Here is a 17,198-nt window from a genome sequence, read left to right as displayed (position 1 = left end):
GGCCATGTTTCCAAAGGGATTATGGAGGTTCAAAAGTGGTGTACAAAAATATCGTCAATTTGCTTAAAAACAAAATTAATAGCCCGTTCTACAACATTGGCGATCTTCTGCCGGCCGAAAAAGAGTTGGCAGAACTTTATGATGTTTCACGCAATACGTTACGTAAAGCGCTGAAAACGCTGGAAGAGGATGGTTTAATCGAACGCCGACATGGCTCAGGAACATGGATTAGAAATAAGCATTTCCAGGCGTCGGTGACGCATTTAGACAGTTTTACCGAAATTGCCCGTAATCAGGGAAAAACGCCCTCCAGCCAGATCCTCAAATTTGAGTTACAGCCAGCGTCGGAGGAAATTGCCCGTGGACTGCAATTGCAGCATGGCGAAGCGGTATATTATGCTAAAAGATTGCGTTTTATCGATAATATCGCCATGCAATTAGAGGAAACCTGGCTCTCCGCGACCCGTTTTCCCGATCTGACCATCGCGCATATGAAGAAATCGAAGTTTTCATATATAGAAAACGAATGCGGAGTAAGAATAAATGGATGTTACGAAGCAATAGTGCCGGTACTCCCAACGCCTGAGCTGGCAACTCTCCTGCATATCAGCGCCAAAGATCCGATTATCCGCATGCAGACGCAGGCGATTGATGAACACCACCAGCCTATCGATTACTCCATTCTGTATACTAATATGTTCGAATTCCAGGTGAAGTATTACCTGCCGCGGCAGACGGCGTCCGGCCTGCCCGCGGGCAAGGCCGGACAATAACCTAACCCTGGCGGCGGAAAGAGACGAGGGTGACGATAATCCCCAGCGCCGCGCAGAGAGCGCCAGCAAGGAACACCGACGAGTAGCCCAGCGAGGTCGCCAGCAGGCCGGTTAGCGGCCCGGTCAGGCCATAGGAGATATCCTGAAAGGCCGCATAGCCGCCGAGCGCGGTGCCGCGCACCTGCGCCGGGACGCGCTTCACCACCTCCACGCCGAGTGAAGGGAAAATCAGTGAGCAACCGCATCCCGTTAGCGCCGCGCCAGCCAGCGCCAGCCAGGCATTCGGCGCCAGCCCCAGCAGCGTCAGACCAACCGCCTCTATCAGTAACGAAACCATCGCCACCCTGACGCCGCCAAACCGGTCCGGCATCCAGCCAAACAGAATACGCATCAGCACAAAGGCACCGCCAAACGCCGTCAGGGTAAAGCCGGCCATCGGCCAGTTATGACTGGCGAAATAGAGGGAAACGAAGGTGCCGATCACCGCAAAACCAACGCCCTGCAGGCCCAGACCAATGCCTGGCCGCCAGATCATGCCGATGACGCCCCATAATGAAGGGCGCTCGCCACCGTGAGCCGCCACTTTGCGTACGGTACCGTTAATGAGCCAGGCGACGAGAGGTAATCCCATGGTGACGCAGGCCAGCACCGCCACGCCAAAATGGCTATAGATCAATAATCCCAGTGGGGCGCCCACCGCCAGCGAGCCATACATCGCCATGCCGTTCCATGACATCACTTTGCCGGAGCGGGCCGGCCCCACCAGCCCCATCCCCCAGCTCAGGTTACCGGTCAGCAACTGGCTTTCGCCAAATCCGAGGATCAAGCGCCCCAGCAGCAGCAGGCCAAGCCTGGCGAGCACCGGCAGCGGCAACAGCGCAGCGGCCAGCCATGCCGCGCCGGCCAGGGCACAGGCCAGCATCCCTTGCAGGACGGAGCGTTTAGCGCCGTACTGGTCTGCCAGGCGCCCGGCGTAGCCGCGGGTCAGAACGGTGGCGAGGAACTGGATCCCTACCGCCACGCCAACCACGGTGTTGCCAAACCCCAGCTCCTGATGGACAAACAGCGGGATCACTGGCAGCGGCAAACCAACGGTCATGTAGGTCAAAAAGACGGCAAACGTAATACGGAAGAGCGAAAAATTCGCTGAGGAATGGGATGTTGTTTCAGTAACTGCGGACATGCATTACTCCAGATTCGCAGAGTAAGGCGAGCAAAGCGACACGCCCCCTCCACCTGATTCTCAGGGTTAAGGCGCGTTGGTTGACGTTAAACGCTTACGCATTAGTGGAGAGACTAATGGATCCGCCAGCAGTTTGCCTGCAGGCCCTTACCCTGTCAAGATAACAAAAAAGGGGAGCCGGTGGCTCCCCTCTGCACTTCGCATGCTGATTAATCGTTGTATTTACGCATCACCAGCGTGGCGTTGGTGCCGCCGAAGCCGAAGCTGTTGGACATCACAGTGGTCAGCTTAGCGTCAGTCGGCTTGGTGACGATGTTCAGGCCAGCAGCCTGCTCGTCCAGCTCTTCGACGTTGATGCTCGGCGCGATAAAGCCGTGCTCCAGCATCAGCAGGGAGTAGATGGCTTCCTGTACGCCCGCCGCGCCCAGCGAGTGACCGGTCATCGCTTTGGTTGCAGAGATAGCCGGGCTGTTGTCGCCGAACACTTCACGGATAGCACCCAGCTCTTTCACGTCGCCGACCGGAGTAGACGTACCGTGGGAGTTCAGGTAGTCAATCGGGGTATCAACGCCGTGCATCGCCATCTGCATGCAGCGCACTGCGCCTTCGCCAGACGGGGCTACCATGTCCGCGCCATCGGAGGTTGCGCCGTAACCGACGATTTCGGCATAGATGTGCGCGCCACGCGCCAGGGCGTGTTCCAGTTCTTCCACGACGACCATACCGCCGCCGCCGGCGATAACGAAGCCATCACGGTTCGCATCATAGGTACGGGACGCTTTTTCCGGGGTGTCGTTGTATTTGGTGGACAGTGCGCCCATGGCGTCGAATTCACAAGCCATTTCCCAGCACAGCTCTTCGCCGCCGCCGGCAAAGACGATATCCTGTTTGCCCAGTTGGATCTGCTCTACCGCGTTACCGATGCAGTGGGCGGAAGTGGCGCAGGCCGAGCTGATGGAGTAGTTAACGCCGTGGATTTTGAACGGCGTGGCGAGGCAGGCGGAAACGCCGGAAGCCATCGCTTTGGTGACCACATACGGGCCCACGGCTTTCAGACCACGCGGGCTACGCATGGCATCAGCGCCGAAGACCTGGAATTTCGGGGAGCCGCCGCCGGAGCCTGCAATCAGGCCAACACGCGGGTTGCTCTGGTATGCTTCCGGCGCCAGACCTGCGTCTGCAACGGCCTGTTCCATGGACAGGTAAGCATAGATGGAAGCGTCGCTCATAAAGCGCACTACTTTGCGGTCAATGAGGCCAGTGGTATCCAGTTTGACGTTGCCCCATACGTGGCTGCGCATCCCTGAATCTTTAAGCTCCTGAGAGAAAGTGATCCCTGAACGTCCTTCACGCAGAGATGCCAGGACTTCCTGCTGGTTATTACCGATGCTGGAAACGATGCCCAAGCCAGTAATCACTGCACGTTTCATTCAATACCTCTGTAAGTCGCACTATTTTAAGTTTCGTGTCGCACGATAGCGTACACTTGTACGCCGAACAAGTCCGATCAGACAATTTATGTATAAATTTGCGCCCTCAGGCACACATCGTTAAGATCGTGCTACGCCTTGTAATTCGAGTAACTTACGTGAAACAAAACGTCATACAACCAGCCAACCTGGAATTCAACGCTGAGGGTACACCTGTTTCCCGAGATTTCGACGATGTTTACTTTTCCAATGACAATGGTCTGGAAGAGACGCGCTACGTTTTTCTCGGTGGAAATCACCTGCCGGAGCGCTTCGCCAGCCACTCTCGGCCACTGTTTATCGTCGCGGAGAGCGGCTTCGGCACCGGTCTCAATTTCCTGACCCTCTGGCAGGCGTTTGACGTTTTTGTTCGTGATAACCCGGACGTTACCCTGCAAAGGTTACATTTCATCAGTTTTGAAAAATATCCACTGAAGGCTGAAGATCTCCGCCTGGCGCACCAGCGCTGGCCAGAGCTGGCTCCGTGGGCGGAGCAACTGCAGGCGCAATGGCCGTCGGCCTTCGCCGGATGCCATCGTCTTCTGCTCGACGGTGGACGGGTGACGCTCGATCTGTGGTTTGGCGATATCAACGAGCTGACCAGGGAACTGGATGATTCACTAAACCAGCAGGTGGACGCCTGGTTTCTTGACGGCTTTGCCCCGGCCAAAAATCCCGATATGTGGACTCAGGATCTGTTTAACGCCATGGCACGCCTGGCGCGGCCTGGAGGGACACTGGCTACCTTCACTTCCGCTGGTTTTGTCCGTCGCGGTTTGCAGGAGGCCGGCTTTACCATGCGTAAAAGCAAAGGCTTCGGCCGCAAACGGGAGATGTTGGCCGGAGAGATGGCGCAAGCGCTGAGCTTTCCTGCGCGCGCGCCCTGGTTCGCTCGCAGGAGCAGCGATGCCCGCGAGGCAGCCATCATCGGTGGAGGGATCGCCAGCGCCCTGCTCTCCCTCGCGTTGCTGCGCCGAGGCTGGCAGGTGACCCTCTACTGCGCCGACGACGCCCCGGCGCAGGGCGCCTCCGGCAATCGCCAGGGTGCGCTGTATCCGCTGTTAAGCCAGCACGATCCGGCGCTGGCGCGCTTTTTCCCTGCGGCCTTTACTTTCGCCCGCCGAATGTATGACGCGCTGCCGGTGATGTTCGATCATCAATGGTGCGGCGTCACCCAGCTCGGCTGGGATGAAAAAAGCGCGCACAAAATCGCCCAGATGCTGGCGCTGAATTTACCCCCGGACATCGCCTGCGCGGTGACGGCGGAACAGGTTGTCGGGCTGACCGGCGTCGATACCGGCTGCGGCGGCATCACCTATCCGGCCGGCGGCTGGCTGTGCCCGCAGCAGCTCACCGCCGAGCTGCTGGCGCTGGCGGCAACTCGCGGCCTGCACGTGCGCTATGGTTATCACGTCGAAACACTCAGCATGGAGGGCGATGGCTGGCTGCTCAATCAGCAGCAGCATCATCAGGCGGTGGTGCTGGCCAACGGCCACAGCATCGCGGATTTTGCGCAAACCGCCCAGCTGCCGGTCTACCCTGTTGGCGGCCAGGTCAGTCATATACCTACCACCCCGCAGCTTTCCGCCCTGTGCCAGGTGCTGTGCTACGATGGCTACCTGACGCCGCAGAATCCGCACAATCAGCAGCACTGCATTGGCGCCAGCTACCATCGCGGGAAGACCGACACCACCTTCAGCGAGGAAGATCAGCAGCACAACCGGCAACGGTTGATCGACTGCTTCCCGGACGCGGACTGGACGCAGGACGTGGATATCAGCGCCAATGATGCCCGCTGCGGTGTACGCTGCGCCACCCGCGATCACCTGCCAATGGTCGGTAACGTGCCGGACTATCAGGCAATATTGACGCAATACGCCAGCCTCCACGAACAGCAGGATAACGCCGGTCGCGCGCCGGTCTGTCACAACCTGTTTATGCTTGGCGCGCTCGGATCGCGGGGTCTCTGCACCGCGCCGTTAAGCGCTGAGCTGCTGGCGGCGCAGATGAGCGCTGAACCGCTGCCGCTGGATAGCGATACCCTGGCGGCGCTGAATCCGAATCGTCTGTGGGTGAGAAAACTGCTGAAGGGAAAAGCGGTGAAATAAAACCATGAGGGCAGGCAATTTCCCGGGTACGGCTGACGCCTGACCCGGGCTACAACATGGCTCAGGCCTGATTTTTCGCCTGTTGATACAGGTTATGCCACATCCCCTGCACCAGAATTTGGTCCGGCGGCGACAATTCGCCAGCGCTGATGGCCTTCTCCAGGCTCTGGCTGACCTTACTGTTTACCGCTTCAGCAGAATGCTCGCCCTCCCCTTCCAGCTCAGCCACCGCCAGCGTCAGGTGGCCGCGCAGATAACCGCCGGCAAACAGTTCATCATCACTGGCGTGGTCTACCATGTTGTCAATCAGCGCCAGAATGCGTGATTCAAACTCCGCGATCATCATCTTACCTCTTGTCATGTAATGTGTGGCCTTAGTGCAGGTCTTCCGGCCACGGAAAGTGTTCCGCCGTCAATGTCGGCGTTTGATAATAATGTTGCAATGCGCGAATAAAACGCGCCGGACGTTCGGGGAGCCCTTGTTCAAGCAAAGTCATCACCCGAGCATGGACCCGGCGCTGGAAGGCGATGCGATCGGGCTCAACGTCTCCTTCCAGATTGTCACAGCTGACGTTAAACGGAAATCCCGCCGCCACGCAGAACAGCCACTCATAGGCCTGCGGTTTCACCTCGACGTCCTCAAACTGGCTTTGAGTCATTGCATCGCGGCCGTCCGGGCAGTACCAGTAGCCAAAATCGACTTGTTCGCGGCGCGCTTTGCCGGCGACACACCAGTGAGAAATCTCGTGCAGGGCGCTGGCAAAGAAACCGTGCGCAAACACGATACGGTGATAGAGCGTGTCGTCATCGGCCGGAAGGTAGATCGGTTCATCGTCGCCTTTTACCAGGCGAGTATTAAATTCTTCGGCAAAGCAGCTGTCGAAAAGGTCAATCAACTGCTGATAATGGTGTTGCTGTTGCATTAATGAATTCCCAACCACTGCAAAATCTCAGCCCCGTGGCTGTCATAGAGAAGCTTCGCGCTCATCACCGCCGAGACGATAACGATCATCGGCCGGATCAGCGACTGCCCTTTACTCAGCACCAGCCGGGAGCCGGCGCGAGCGCCAATAAACTGGCCGGCCATCATCACAAAGCCGGTGGCCCAGATGACCTTCCCGCCGATGATAAACAGCAGCAGACCGCCGACGTTTGAGGTCGCGTTCAGCAGCTTGGCATGGGCCGTCGACTTCGCCAGGTTAAATCCGGCCAGGGTGACAAAAGCCAGTGCATAAAACGAACCGGCGCCGGGGCCAAAAAAGCCGTCGTAGAATCCTACGCTGCCGCCAGCAACCAGCGCAAACGGCAGACCGTACAGCCGACGCTGCCGGTCCGCTTCGCCCAGTTTCGGCATCAGCAGAAAATAGAGACCGATGCCGATCACCAGCAACGGCAGGATCTGCTTAAGAATATCGGACTGGACGTGCTGGACCAGCAGCGCACCAGCGGTTGAGCCGATAAAGGTCATCAGAATATTCAGCTTCTGATCGGCGAGGCTGACTACCTTACGGCGGACAAAATAGAGGGTCGCCGATAGCGACCCGCCGCAGGCCTGCAGCTTATTGGTCGCCAGCGCCTGCGCCGGCGGCATGCCTGCCGCCATCAACGCCGGAACGGTCAGTAACCCCCCGCCTCCGGCCAGTGAGTCAATAAAACCGGCCAGGATGGCGACAAAGAAGAGTACCACCAGCACCAACGGCGATACGGCAAACAACTCGATAAAACTATCCATTACAGCACATGCTCATCCAGTAGCGCCTGGCAGGAAGGCGGCAGCGGCGGCGGCGTCTTCTTCACAGGGGGGGTAGACCCGGGTTTAGGTGGTTCGAACCAGCTTTGTAGCTCCGCCCCGCAGCCATCTCCAGCCGGCGGCGGCGCCTGCTCTTCACATTCAAGGCTCCCTGCCGGACAGCGCAGACGAACATGCATATGGGCGCGATGCTGGAACCAGGGACGGACTTTACGCAACCACTGACGGTCGCTGCCCGCGTCCAGGCACAGCTGCTGTTTAATCGCCGGGTTGACGAAAATACGGGTGACCTCGCTATCTTCCGCCGCCAGCTTGATCAGCTGGCTGATTTGCGGGCTCCACAGCGACGGCACCACGTGCTTGCCGTCGCTGGCGACCAGATCCAGCGCCTGCGGCTTCAACAGCTGAGACGATGTCCAGCGCGTTTGCGGCAGCTGGAGGAAAATATCGACATCCAGGCCCGTCTGGTGACTGGCGTGACCGCCGTTAAAGCGCCCGCCCGCCGGCATCCCCATGTCGCCAATCAGCACGGTTCCCATTCCTTTATTGTGCACCTGATTACTCAGGCGCTGAATAAACTGAACCAGATCCGGATGACCGAAGTAGCGACGCTGATCGGTACGCATCACCTGATAGCCGGTGGCGCTCAGAGGGAGCGCCTCGGCGCCCACGATACAGCCATTGGAAAATGCGCCGATTGACTGGGCACTGCCGCCGATCGGCTGGGATATTTTCTGCCACGGCGTCGCGGCCAGGGTACCGGCGCTGGCCAGCAGCGCGAGCAGTGCGATAACGGTGTTTTTCATGGTTACCAGCGTGGAATTGTCGTCGTCACATCGCCATTCTGCGCGCGCTGACGCATAAAGTGATCCATCAGGACGATCGCCAGCATCGCCTCAGCGATCGGTACGGCGCGAATGCCGACACACGGATCGTGACGCCCTTTGGTGATCATCTCCACTTCTTCGCCAAAGCGGTTAATCGTATGACCGGGAACGGTAATACTGGAGGTAGGTTTCAGCGCGATATGGGCAACGATCTGCTGTCCGCTGCTGATGCCGCCAAGAATGCCGCCGGCGTGGTTGCTCTGGAATCCATCTTTGGTGATTTCATCGCGGTTTTCGCTGCCGCGCAGCTTCACCACGTCGAAGCCGTCGCCAATTTCCACCCCTTTCACGGCGTTGATACTCATCAGCGCGTGGGCGATATCGGCATCCAGGCGATCGAAGACCGGCTCGCCGAGGCCCGGCGGTACGCCGTCAGCCACCACCGTCACTTTCGCGCCAATGGAGTCACCCTCTTTTTTCAGGCCGCGCATCAGTTCATCCAGAGCGTCGATTTTATCCGGGTCCGGGCAGAAGAACGGATTCTGCTCGACCTGATCCCAGTCTTTGATGGCCAGCGGAATATCACCCATCTGCGTCAGGCAGCCGCGAATGACAATGCCGAACTTCGCGGCGAGGAATTTTTTGGCAATCGCCCCGGCCGCCACGCGCATCGCCGTTTCACGGGCGGAGGAACGACCGCCGCCGCGATAGTCACGCAGACCATACTTTTGCTCGTAGGTGTAATCGGCATGGCCCGGACGGAACAGATCTTTGATCGCGCCGTAATCCTGCGAACGCTGATCGGTGTTCTCAATCAGCAGACCGATACTGGTCCCGGTAGTAACGCCTTCGAAGACGCCGGAAAGAATTTTGACCTGATCCGGCTCGCGACGCTGCGTGGTGTAACGCGAGGTGCCCGGGCGACGACGATCGAGGTCGTGCTGCAGGTCGGCTTCGGTCAGCGGGATGCCCGGCGGCACGCCGTCGACGATGCAGCCCAGCGCCAGGCCGTGCGATTCGCCAAAGGTAGTGACGCGAAAGAGTTGTCCAATTGTATTTCCTGCCATCACGGCTCCAATCTTTTTCGTTATGTTGGCGTGTTGTTTTTTTAGTCTTTATAAATACCGAAGTGCGCGCGGGCGTCAATCAGCTGCTGTTTGGTCAGCATAAAGACGCCGTCGCCGCCGTTATCAAACTCAAGCCAGGTAAACGGCACGTCCGGATATTGCTCCATCAGATGTACCATGCTGTTACCGACTTCACAAATCAGAATCCCGTCATCGCTGAGATAATCCGGCGCGTTGCCGAGGATGCGGCGCGTCAGCTTCAGGCCGTCGCTACCAGAGGCCAGACCCAGCACGGGCTCATGCTCATACTCTTCCGGCAGATCGGCCATATCCTCTTCGTCCACGTACGGCGGATTGGTGACGATCAGATCGTACTGCAGCTTCGGCAGATCGCGGAACAGGTCGGAGCGGATCGGCGTAACCTGATGGATCAGCCCGTGGGACTCAACGTTGTGCTCGGCGACGGCCAGCGCGTCCGGGGAAATATCCACGGCGTCGACTTCGGCTTCCGGGAAAGCATAGGCGCAGGCGATGGCGATGCAGCCGCTGCCGGTGCACATATCAAGGATATGCTGCGGCTTATGGTTAATCAGCCCGGCAAACTGATTGTTGATCAGTTCGCCAATCGGGGAGCGCGGGACCAGCACCCGCTCATCGACGTAAAACTCATGCCCGCAGAACCACGCTTTGTTGGTCAGATAGGCGACGGGAATGCGCTCGTTCACGCGGCGGATCACCCGCTCAACGATGCGGTGTTTCTCGCTGGAGGTCAGACGCGCAGTCCGCATATCTTCCGGGATATCCAGCGGCAGGTAGAGCGACGGCAGCACCAGCTGTACTGCCTCGTCCCACGGGTTATCAGTCCCGTGACCGTACCAGATATTAGCAGCACTGAAACGGCTTACCGCCCAGCGCAGCATGTCCTGAATGGTATGCAGCTCATTGACTGCCTCATCAACAAAAATTTTATCCACGACAACCTCCAGGGCACACTCTGCTATAAATTCGGCGGCTAGTGTGCCATGAAGACGGCGATAAATCAGCATTCTTGCGTAGGGTGGCTGGGGAAAAAACAGGTTTTCCTTGCCCGAAGGGATATTGAGTCGGGTAAACTAGCGCAAAGTATTAATGAGAGCGGACAATGAAAAAGAAGACATCGCTAAGCGAGGAGGATCAGGCGCTGTTCCGTCAGCTGATGACCGGCACGCGAAAGATCAAGCAGGACACCATCGTTCACCGCCCGCAGCGCAAGAAAATCACCGAGGTTGCCCCGAAGCGTTTGCTGCAGGAACAGGCCGATAACAGCCACTATTTCTCCGATGAGTTTCAGCCGCTACTGAATACCGAAGGCTCAACGAAATATGTCCGCCCCGACGTCAGCCATTTTGAGCTGAAAAAGCTGCGCCGAGGGGATTATTCGCCGGAACTGTTTCTCGATCTGCATGGGCTCACCCAGCAGCAGGCCAAACAGGAGCTGGGCGCGCTGATTGCCGCCTGCCGCCGCGAACATGTGTTTTGCGCCTGTGTGATGCACGGGCACGGCAAACATATTCTCAAACAGCAAACCCCGCTGTGGCTGGCGCAACACCCGCATATTATGGCGTTTCACCAGGCACCAAAAGAGTACGGCGGTGACGCCGCACTGCTGATACTGATTGAGGTAGAGGAGTGGCAACCGCCGGAGCTGCCTTAACGGCGGGCTCCGGGGCCGTCAGATGGCGTTGGCCATCTTGAGATTGCAGGGGCTTTTCTGCCAGAGGTATTCACCCTTGCCGTCGGCGTCCAGCGTCACGCAGGCGATAGCCGAGGTGGTGAACATCGGAGGCGTTTCCCCCGGACACAGCTCTGAGACCAGGTACCCCACCAGCGGCAGGTGGGAGACGACCAGCGCCGTCGCCACGCCTTCATTCGCCAGCGCCTGCAGATAGGCGCTAACCAGGCCTACGTCGCCGCACGGCGTGAGTTCCGGCATCACGTCGACATGTTTCGGCAGGTTCATGCACTCCCCAACAATATCCAGCGTCTGTTCTGCACGCAGATAGGGACTGACAAGAACGCGCTCAATATCCACTTTTTGACCTTTCAGCCAGGTTGCCATCTGACGAGACTCATCACAACCGCATACGGTTAATGGACGAACTGAGTCGCTGGCTGCATCGAGGGCAGCGTCGCCGTGACGCATAATAAAAACTTGCATATTGCACCGCTTTTGTTAACCAGAAGCACCGTAGTTTGGCCTGCGAAGACAATACGCAGGTGACCCGGTGGCCGGGCATTGTGCCTGATCCATTCAACGAATGAAACGCTGTTTTTTACCTCAATGGCGTAAGTATAGTCAATCATTGTTTACAAAACAGCCAATCAACAGCGTCATCCGCAGCCGGATTTATCTTCTTTGACCACAACTTAGGTCAGCCGTTCATCCGCTGGCCAAAAGGTTGTCCCCTGTTCGGCCATGCGTAATAAAGTGTCACAGGGTGTAAAACGTGGGCCGTACTGGGCGGCCAGGCGCTGCAGGATCGCGGCTACTTCACCCGCGCCGATAGTATCCATATACCGGAACGGGCCGCCAAGAAATGGCGGAAACCCTATACCAAAGACGGCGCCGATATCGCCATCGCGCGCGCTACGGATAATCTGCTCATCAAAGCAGCGCGCCGCCTCGTTAAGCATCATCATCACACAGCGTTCCGCCACCTGCTGCGCGGAGAGCCGCGACTGGGGGCGGTCGATGCCGAGCAGCGGATAGACTGCCGGGTCGGGCCGTTTTTTGCTTTTACGCCCTTTTGTCTCATAAAGATAGAAACCACGATTATTTTTTCTACCTTTGCGATCGTCCTTCAAAATCGCGTCAATGATGTTTGCAGGTGGGCTAAAACGTTCTCCAAACGCGCTCTCCAGTACGGGGATAATTTTGGTGCCGGTATCGATACCAACCTCATCCAGTAGCTGGATTGGCCCTACCGGGAAACCGAATTTAACCAAGGCCTTATCAATCTCTTCAACCGGTTCGCCCTCCACCAGCAGGCGCATCGCTTCATTGATATAGGGCGCGAGGATGCGGTTCACATAGAAGCCCGCTTTATCCCCCACCACAATCGGCGTTTTCCCCTGACGTTTAGCCAGTTGCACCACGGTGGCGATAGCCTGCGGATCGGTTCCCTTATGCGGGATCACTTCAACCAGCGGCATTTTTTCCACCGGACTGAAGAAATGCAGGCCGATCACCCGCTCGGGGCGACGGGCCTGGGCGGCAATATCGCCTATCGGTAACGATGAGGTGTTCGACGCAAAGATGGTCTGCGGCCCACTGTATTGCTCCACTTCGCTGACCATCCGCTGCTTCAGGGCCAGGTCCTCAAATACCGCCTCGATCACCACGTCGCGATGAGCAAAGCCCTGATAGTCGGTGGCGCCGGAGATCAGCGCCATCTGGCGATCGCGCTCGCTGGGACGCAGTCGACGCTGGCGGACCTGTTTATTCAGCAGATCCCAGCTGTACTTTAAGGCATGGTTAATGCCACGCGACTGGATATCTTTAATGCGCACCGGCAGCCCGCCCTTACAGGCGGTCACATAGGCGATCCCCCCGCCCATCAGGCCGCCGCCCAGCACCGCAATGCTCGTCAGCGGTCCGGGCTCGGCTTCGGCGCCACGGTCTTTTTTCAGATCGGTACTGGCAAAAAAGATCGAACGCAGCGCTTGCGACTGCGGGGTCATCGCCAGTTCGCCAAACGCGCGAGCTTCTTCGGCGTAACCGCTGCTGCAACCGTGGGCCAGGCCATTCTCGACAACCTGCAGAATTCGCTTCACCGCCGGATAGTTCCCCTGGGTCTTGCGCTGCGTTTGTTTGCCGACGAAATGGAATAACAGATGGCGGCCCAAAGGCCCCGCCAGCACGCGTTCGCGTACGGGCATATCCCGACTGGCCGGTCGCCCCTTCAGCGCCAGCTCCACCGCCGCCTGCAATAAAATCGCCTGCGGAACCACCTCGTCTACCAGACCGGCCTTCAGCGCCTGGCGCGCACGCAGCTGCCTGCCGGTAAGCATCATATCCAGCGCTGTACTGACGCCAATCAGCCGCGGTAAACGCTGCGTTCCCCCGGAGCCCGGCAGCAGGCCAAGCTGCACTTCCGGCAAACCGAGACGGGTTTTTTCGTCATCGCTACAGATCCGGCCATGACAGGCCAGCGCCAGTTCCAGACCGCCGCCAAGGCAGGCGCCGTGGATGGCGGCAATCACCGGGATCGACAAGCCATGGATCTCAGCCATAATCTGCTGTCCCTGGCGCGCCAGCGCTTCCGCTTCCTGCGCGCTGCGGCAGCGGGCAATCATGTTAATGTCTGCGCCGGCGATAAAGTTATCCGCTTTGGCGGAAATAAACACCACGCCGCGCACCGACTTATCATCACGAATCTGGCGTATCAGCCCCCGCACCTGATTGCCGAACTCGGCTTTCAGGGTATTCATTTTCTCATCCGGGGCATCGATGGTGATCACCGCGATCTTGTCCGCACGGACCTCAAGCTTAAAAGCGGAAACAGCATCCATTATTCAGCCTCCACGATCATCGCCGCACCCAGACCACCTGCCGCGCAGGCCGTCACCAGACCGAATCCCCCGCCCCGTCGCCGCAGCTCATGCAGCGTCTGGGTGATCATCCGCGCGCCGGTGGCAGCAAAAGGATGACCGTAAGCAATAGATCCGCCGAGGACGTTAAACTTGCTCTCATCCACCTCACCGGTGGCCTGCGAGCGTCCCAGCACTTCACGAGCAAAGCGCTCGCTTGCCAGACACTGGAGATTGGCCAGCGTCTGCGCAGCAAAAGCTTCGTGCATATCAATAAGCGTCAGATCCGCCAGCGTCAGACCTGCCCGCTCCAGCGCCAGCGGCGTGGACCATGCGGGACCCAGCAGCATATCCTGCCAGACGTCGATGGCGGTAAAGGCATAGCTGCGCAGATAACCCAGCGGCGTCAGACCCAGCTCTTTGGCCCTGGACTCGGTCATCAGGATCACCGCCGCCGCGCCGTCCGTCAGCGGCGTGCTGTTGGCTGCGGTGACGGTGCCATGTTTGCGGTCAAAGGCAGGGCGTAACTTTTGGTAATCTGCGAGGGTTGAATTTTTACGAATATTGTTGTCCTGCTCCAGCGGCTCGCGGAAAGGGGGCGCGTAGGCCGTCATCACCTCAGCTGACAACTTTCCCTCTTCCCAGGCTTTGGCCGCCAGCTGGTGCGAACGATGCGCCAGCGCATCCTGTTGTTCCCGGGTGATGCCCCAACTTTTCGCCATCTGTTCCGCGGTATCGCCCATCCGCAAACCGGTTGAATATTCCGCCACCGCCGGGGGGACCGGCAGCAGGTCGCGCGGCCGCAGACGGGAAAACAGCTTCAGCTTTTGGCTCAGCGTGCGGGCTTTATTGGCATCCACCAGCGTGCGGGCCAGTGTTTTACTGACCCCAATGGGCAATACAGAAGAGGAGTCGGCGCCGCCGGCGATACCGGCGCGGATGCTGCCGGCCATCAGGCTTTCAGCAACATTCGCCACGGCCTGGAAGCTGGTGGCGCAGGCGCGACTGACGCTATAGGCATCGGTGTGCACGCTCATTCCAGTGCCGAGCACGATTTCCCGGGCGATATTCGGCGCCTCCGGCATCTGCACCACCTGGCCAAAAACCAGTTGCTCAATGACGTCCGCGGGAATGTCACTCCGGGCGAGCATTTCGCCAACCACCATTTTCCCTAAATCAACGGCCGGAACGCCATGAAAAACCGTCGCCTGGCGCGCAAATGGCGTGCGTAACCCCCTGACAATGGCAATGCGATCGCCCTGACGGGTGATAAGCGGTAATGCCTGACTCATAACGCTCCCCTGTTAAGCAAAACAACCAAGTGGTCTGACCTGATAACAGTCTTAACTAATTTTTTACATTAAGCCAATCGGGGAAGCGAAAAATTGCGAGCCAAAACACATTGAACAGAAAGGTAACGCCCCTTCTACGGGGCGTTAAACGGAGGGATTAACGTAATCCTAACTGGAAGATCAGCGATTCGGCTTCGCAGCTAAAAATAAAATCGATATCCAGCTGTACGCCGCCGTCAACATCGGTGAAGGTCGGGTTGATTTTGCACGGTTCAGATTGCACATTACGCGCTTTCTCGCTCAGCGCAGCGAGCGTTTGCTCCGCTTCCGCGCGGTTGGCGAACACGCGGCTGTATGAGGCGGTGCAGTCGGTGTTGTCCACAATGGTACCAACATCCATACAGCAGCATACCGGGGTTTCATCAGCGCTACATTTACTCATCGTAGATTTCCTCTGTATAGGCACCTTCGGCGCCAGACAAATAATGTGCCTATTTTACGCCCTGCCCCCGGTGAGCCTCCAGCCGAGAATCACCATCACCGCGTTAAGTGACAGAAATCACACTTAAAAATGATCTAAAACAAAAATCACCCTCTCTGGCTCTTACTCCCCCCGACAATTTTGCCAGCTGGATCGCGTTTCTGTTATCACAATTGAAAAACTTCATAAACAAACTTGCAACAACTCATCTGGTCAGACCTATACTCAGCGCACTGGTCTGATTTCTCTGTTGTAACACAGACCCTACACTTCCGCGCTTCTGTTACGGCATGTAACATAGTTTAAAAAAAAATAACTCAATGAGGTTATGGGCATGAGCCAGAAAACCCGCTTTACCCAATCTGCCCTTGCAGTGGCTGTAGCACTTGTTTCCACCCAGGCCTGGTCAGCAGGCTTCCAGCTCAACGAATTCTCTTCATCAGGGCTGGGTCGGGCCTATTCCGGTGAAGGGGCTATCGCAGACGATGCAGGCAATGCCAGTCGTAACCCGGCATTGATTATGATGTTTGACCGTCCAACTATGTCGGCGGGCGCCGTTTTTGTTGACCCGGGTGTCAATGTCTCCGGCACCTCTCCCACCGGCAAGAGCCTGAATGCGGACAATATCGCCCCGACGGCGTGGGTACCCAACTTCCACTTTGTCGCGCCGATTAACGATCAATTCGGTTGGGGGGCATCCATTACCTCTAACTACGGCCTGGCAACGGAATACAACGACGACTATGCGGCTGGCAGCATGGGCGGTAAAACCGACCTGACCACCGCTAACTTCAACCTGAGCGGCGCCTACCGTCTCGACAGCAACTGGAGCTTTGGCTTAGGTTTTGACGCGGTCTACGCCAAGGCGAAGATCGAGCGCTATGCAGGTGACCTGGGTCAGATTGTCGCAGGCTCTGGCGCGCTGCCGCCAGCGCTGGCAGGCCAGGTGGCGAAGATCCCTGCCGACACGCAGATCGCCCATCTTAACGGTAACGCCTGGGGCTTTGGCTGGAACGCCGGTATTCTCTATGAGCTGGATAAGAACAACCGCTACGGTTTTACCTACCGTTCCGAGGTGAAGATCGACTTCGACGGTAACTACCGCAGCAGCCTGCCGGCGGCCTATAACCAAATCCTCGGCAACTTCGGTCTGCCAGCGGGCACTAACGGCCAGACCACCGGCGGTTCACTGACCCTTAACCTGCCGGAAATGTGGGAGCTGTCGGGCTATAACCGCGTGGCGCCGCAGTGGGCGGTCCACTATAGCCTGACCTACACCAGCTGGAGTCAGTTCCAGGAGCTGAAAGCCACCGGCAGCAACGGCCAGACGCTGTTCTATAAAGAGGAAGGCTTTAAGGATGCCTACCGCATCGCGCTGGGGACCACTTATTATTACGACGATAACTGGACCTTCCGCACCGGTATCGCCTTCGATGACAGCCCGGTGCCGGCCAACAACCGCTCCATCTCCATTCCTGACCAGGATCGCCTGTGGCTGAGCGCGGGTACCACTTACGCGTTCAACAAGGATGCGTCGGTTGACGTCGGTCTTTCCTATATGCACGGCCAGCACGTTGAAATTAAGGAAGGTCCGTATACCTTCCGTTCCGAAGGGACCGCCTGGCTGTACGGCGCCAACTTCAACTACCGCTTCTGATAAGCCGCGCGCAACAAAAAAG

The 17,198-nt window shown here is 57.9% G+C and carries 16 protein-coding genes; 4 read left to right on the top strand and 12 right to left on the bottom strand.

What is annotated here, in order from left to right; all coding sequences use genetic code 11:
- Positions 1-35 precede the first annotated feature (35 nt).
- Positions 36-773: a GntR family transcriptional regulator gene (locus CWM61_RS08480; RefSeq protein ID WP_100631063.1), complete on the top strand. Its 738-nt coding sequence runs from the start codon at positions 36-38 to the stop codon at positions 771-773.
- Position 774: 1 nt separating this feature from the next.
- On the opposite strand, the gene CWM61_RS08475 is transcribed toward CWM61_RS08480, so the two are convergent.
- The gene (locus CWM61_RS08475) at positions 775-1,956 is read right to left on the bottom strand and encodes an MFS transporter (RefSeq protein ID WP_100631062.1); all 1,182 of its coding nucleotides are present in this window, start codon (positions 1,954-1,956) and stop codon (positions 775-777) included.
- A 209-nt stretch (positions 1,957-2,165) separates the two neighbouring features.
- The gene (gene fabB, locus CWM61_RS08470; protein WP_074387925.1) at positions 2,166-3,386 is read right to left on the bottom strand and encodes a beta-ketoacyl-ACP synthase I; all 1,221 of its coding nucleotides are present in this window, start codon (positions 3,384-3,386) and stop codon (positions 2,166-2,168) included.
- A gap of 158 nt (positions 3,387-3,544) precedes the next feature.
- Between fabB and mnmC the strand changes: the two genes are divergently transcribed.
- Entirely contained in the window at positions 3,545-5,533 is a 1,989-nt protein-coding gene (gene mnmC, locus CWM61_RS08465; protein WP_100631061.1) for a bifunctional tRNA (5-methylaminomethyl-2-thiouridine)(34)-methyltransferase MnmD/FAD-dependent 5-carboxymethylaminomethyl-2-thiouridine(34) oxidoreductase MnmC, read from the top strand.
- Between the two features lie 61 nt (positions 5,534-5,594).
- Here mnmC and CWM61_RS08460 read toward each other — a convergent pair whose 3' ends face one another.
- Genes CWM61_RS08460 through prmB form a run of 6 tightly spaced genes read right to left on the bottom strand, consistent with a single transcriptional unit; the run spans position 5,595 to position 10,151 of the window.
- Positions 5,595-5,876 carry a YfcL family protein gene (locus tag CWM61_RS08460; RefSeq protein WP_008803913.1) on the bottom strand — a complete coding sequence of 94 codons (282 nt, stop codon included), beginning with the start codon at positions 5,874-5,876 and terminating at the stop codon, positions 5,595-5,597.
- A gap of 31 nt (positions 5,877-5,907) precedes the next feature.
- Positions 5,908-6,456, bottom strand: coding sequence for an elongation factor P hydroxylase (locus tag CWM61_RS08455; RefSeq protein WP_074387923.1), 549 nt, complete (start codon positions 6,454-6,456; stop codon positions 5,908-5,910).
- Entirely contained in the window at positions 6,456-7,265 is an 810-nt protein-coding gene (locus CWM61_RS08450; RefSeq protein WP_008803911.1) for a sulfite exporter TauE/SafE family protein, read from the bottom strand. Before CWM61_RS08450 ends, CWM61_RS08455 begins: the two co-directional genes overlap by 1 nt.
- Positions 7,265-8,089: a penicillin-insensitive murein endopeptidase gene (gene mepA / locus CWM61_RS08445; RefSeq protein ID WP_100631060.1), complete on the bottom strand. Its 825-nt coding sequence runs from the start codon at positions 8,087-8,089 to the stop codon at positions 7,265-7,267. The genes CWM61_RS08450 and mepA overlap by 1 nt, the downstream gene beginning before the upstream one ends.
- A 2-nt stretch (positions 8,090-8,091) precedes the next feature.
- Complete coding sequence (gene aroC, locus CWM61_RS08440) at positions 8,092-9,177, bottom strand: chorismate synthase (RefSeq protein WP_061153754.1); 1,086 nt, start codon at positions 9,175-9,177, stop codon at positions 8,092-8,094.
- Between the two features lie 41 nt (positions 9,178-9,218).
- A complete protein-coding gene (gene prmB / locus CWM61_RS08435) occupies positions 9,219-10,151 on the bottom strand; it encodes a 50S ribosomal protein L3 N(5)-glutamine methyltransferase (RefSeq protein WP_074387921.1) in 933 nt (310 codons plus the stop codon).
- A gap of 167 nt (positions 10,152-10,318) precedes the next feature.
- Between prmB and smrB the strand changes: the two genes are divergently transcribed.
- A complete protein-coding gene (smrB, locus tag CWM61_RS08430; RefSeq protein WP_061153753.1) occupies positions 10,319-10,870 on the top strand; it encodes an endonuclease SmrB in 552 nt (183 codons plus the stop codon).
- Between the two features lie 18 nt (positions 10,871-10,888).
- Here smrB and sixA read toward each other — a convergent pair whose 3' ends face one another.
- From sixA to CWM61_RS08410, 4 genes are all read right to left on the bottom strand, one after another.
- Complete coding sequence (gene sixA, locus CWM61_RS08425) at positions 10,889-11,374, bottom strand: phosphohistidine phosphatase SixA (protein ID WP_008803906.1); 486 nt, start codon at positions 11,372-11,374, stop codon at positions 10,889-10,891.
- Positions 11,375-11,583: 209 nt separating this feature from the next.
- On the bottom strand, positions 11,584-13,728 hold the full coding sequence (gene fadJ, locus CWM61_RS08420) for a fatty acid oxidation complex subunit alpha FadJ (protein WP_100631059.1): 2,145 nt from the start codon (positions 13,726-13,728) through the stop codon (positions 11,584-11,586).
- Positions 13,728-15,038, bottom strand: coding sequence for an acetyl-CoA C-acyltransferase FadI (gene fadI, locus CWM61_RS08415; RefSeq protein WP_016161604.1), 1,311 nt, complete (start codon positions 15,036-15,038; stop codon positions 13,728-13,730). Before fadI ends, fadJ begins: the two co-directional genes overlap by 1 nt.
- 157 nt (positions 15,039-15,195) lie before the next feature.
- Positions 15,196-15,480: a YfcZ/YiiS family protein gene (locus CWM61_RS08410; RefSeq protein WP_012967491.1), complete on the bottom strand. Its 285-nt coding sequence runs from the start codon at positions 15,478-15,480 to the stop codon at positions 15,196-15,198.
- A gap of 373 nt (positions 15,481-15,853) precedes the next feature.
- On the opposite strand from CWM61_RS08410, the gene fadL reads away from it, so the two are divergent.
- Entirely contained in the window at positions 15,854-17,176 is a 1,323-nt protein-coding gene (gene fadL / locus CWM61_RS08405) for a long-chain fatty acid transporter FadL (RefSeq protein WP_061153750.1), read from the top strand.
- Positions 17,177-17,198: the final 22 nt, after the last annotated feature.

It is taken from the genome of Klebsiella sp. K-Nf6 (genome assembly GCF_002806655.1).
In the GTDB taxonomy this organism is placed as follows: domain Bacteria; phylum Pseudomonadota; class Gammaproteobacteria; order Enterobacterales; family Enterobacteriaceae; genus Klebsiella; species Klebsiella variicola.
Note: the sequence above shows the minus strand (reverse complement) of the source record. Positions and strands in the feature narration are given on the sequence as shown.

What these genes read in the sequence shown, in the direction of transcription:
- CWM61_RS08450 (WP_008803911.1), bottom strand. Translation starts at nt 7,265, where the DNA reads ATGGATAGTTTTATCGAGTTGTTTGCCGTATCGCCGTTGGTGCTGGTG.
- fabB (WP_074387925.1), bottom strand. Translation starts at nt 3,386, where the DNA reads ATGAAACGTGCAGTGATTACTGGCTTGGGCATCGTTTCCAGCATCGGT.
- CWM61_RS08460 (WP_008803913.1), bottom strand. Translation starts at nt 5,876, where the DNA reads ATGATCGCGGAGTTTGAATCACGCATTCTGGCGCTGATTGACAACATG.
- smrB (WP_061153753.1), top strand. Translation starts at nt 10,319, where the DNA reads ATGAAAAAGAAGACATCGCTAAGCGAGGAGGATCAGGCGCTGTTCCGT.
- sixA (WP_008803906.1), bottom strand. Translation starts at nt 11,374, where the DNA reads ATGCAAGTTTTTATTATGCGTCACGGCGACGCTGCCCTCGATGCAGCC.
- aroC (WP_061153754.1), bottom strand. Translation starts at nt 9,177, where the DNA reads ATGGCAGGAAATACAATTGGACAACTCTTTCGCGTCACTACCTTTGGC.
- mepA (WP_100631060.1), bottom strand. Translation starts at nt 8,089, where the DNA reads ATGAAAAACACCGTTATCGCACTGCTCGCGCTGCTGGCCAGCGCCGGT.
- CWM61_RS08455 (WP_074387923.1), bottom strand. Translation starts at nt 6,456, where the DNA reads ATGCAACAGCAACACCATTATCAGCAGTTGATTGACCTTTTCGACAGC.
- fadL (WP_061153750.1), top strand. Translation starts at nt 15,854, where the DNA reads ATGAGCCAGAAAACCCGCTTTACCCAATCTGCCCTTGCAGTGGCTGTA.
- fadI (WP_016161604.1), bottom strand. Translation starts at nt 15,038, where the DNA reads ATGAGTCAGGCATTACCGCTTATCACCCGTCAGGGCGATCGCATTGCC.
- CWM61_RS08410 (WP_012967491.1), bottom strand. Translation starts at nt 15,480, where the DNA reads ATGAGTAAATGTAGCGCTGATGAAACCCCGGTATGCTGCTGTATGGAT.
- CWM61_RS08475 (WP_100631062.1), bottom strand. Translation starts at nt 1,956, where the DNA reads ATGTCCGCAGTTACTGAAACAACATCCCATTCCTCAGCGAATTTTTCG.
- fadJ (WP_100631059.1), bottom strand. Translation starts at nt 13,728, where the DNA reads ATGGATGCTGTTTCCGCTTTTAAGCTTGAGGTCCGTGCGGACAAGATC.